The following is a 1,317-nucleotide window of genomic DNA, read 5'->3' on the forward strand; positions in this document are numbered from 1 at the left end:
GCGATCGACAGACAGGTCGTGACGGATGACACGCTCGCCGATGCAGCCTATACCTTGCAGGTGGGGCGCGAAGTGATGGAAGAGCGGCTCGCCGTGGTGGCAACCTCTGCACAGGACCTGCAGCAGAAGCTGTCCGCCTATCTGCAAGGCCGTCCGGCGCTTGGCGCGGTCTTCCACGGTCAGGTCAAAGGCGCGACGGACAGCTCGCTGTCGTTCGCGGCGGATCAAGATCTGCAGGAGCTCGTGACGAAATGGTGGGAGAGCGGACAGCTTGCCAAGCTGGCCGACCTCTGGGTCAAGGGCCTGCGTGTGGAGTACGGTTCTTTGTATGGCACGGAGAGACCGCGCCGCCTCTCGCTACCGACCTATCCGTTTGCCCGTGAGAGATGCTGGGCGGTGGAGGGGCCGAATTTTGACGAAGGGTTCTATGAGCAGATTCTGGACGAGATGGTGGACGAAGAGATCACCCTCGAAGAAGCCCTTCTGAAAATCAGCAGCGCCCTGATCCCGAATTGATCTCTTGACTAAATGAATGTTGCGAGATTAGTATTAGGTATAAGAAGGTAAATGATAGCATGATTGAAACAAACTCCTTATTTGCTTTCCAATCGATGTTGCGGCGCGTTGGCGGGCGTAAGGGGCACATCCAGTTGCATTGTGTCGTGTGCATGTGGGCAGATGACATGGGAAGAGTATGTCCGCATGACATATTTTCATAGCAGAACCTAAGAAAAGGGAGGAGCGATCCTCTCTTTTTTCTATTTTATGAGAGAAATTCGAAAAGGAACACCGAACCGTGAGGAGGCACATATGAAAGATTTCCTGCAGCAACTATTGTCTGAAGTGAAACACAATCGTTTGTCCAAATCCGAAGCGATAGATATGATTCGAAATGCACAGCCGGCAAGCAGAAACGAGTCCGTTTCTGAGCCGGCTTCTGAATTGTTGACCTATGAAGAAGTCTGGAAGGAGGAAAAGGCGGCCGAGGGAACGCCGCTTCATGCGAGCAAGCTGATCTGCTTCCTGACAGAGCCGGAGCATCAGCAAGCGGTCGTGGAAGCGGTGCAGGCTGTCGATGATCGCGCACAGGTTGCGTTCGTCACCAGCGGGGAGAGCCTTCAGGACGTGCTCGGCGACGGGCGGCAGGACTGGCAAGAGGTGAACGCCGTGCTGTACCTCTGTCCGCTGGAGGATGGGAGCTGCCGTCAGGACCCGGCTGCGCTCGTTCCTCTTGTCCAAGATCTGGCGAAGTCGAACGTGCAGGCCAAGCGACTGCTGCTCCTTGGTTCTTATGCCAACGAATTGGAGCGCTGTCAT

2 protein-coding genes are annotated in these 1,317 nt (G+C 55.4%); both read left to right on the forward strand.

The genetic code is table 11. From position 1 onward, the window contains the following. Positions 1 to 516, forward strand: a 516-nt coding sequence (locus L696_RS31090; RefSeq protein WP_162472213.1) for a KS-MAT linker domain-containing protein, incomplete at its 5' end; no start/stop codon positions are given. 294 nt (positions 517 to 810) lie between these two features. Further along, positions 811 to 1,317 (forward strand): hypothetical protein (locus L696_RS29060; RefSeq protein ID WP_155985498.1); only part of this gene is annotated, 507 nt, incomplete at its 3' end.

This window comes from Paenibacillus maysiensis (assembly GCF_000520815.1).
Lineage (GTDB): Bacteria > Bacillota > Bacilli > Paenibacillales > Paenibacillaceae > Paenibacillus > Paenibacillus maysiensis.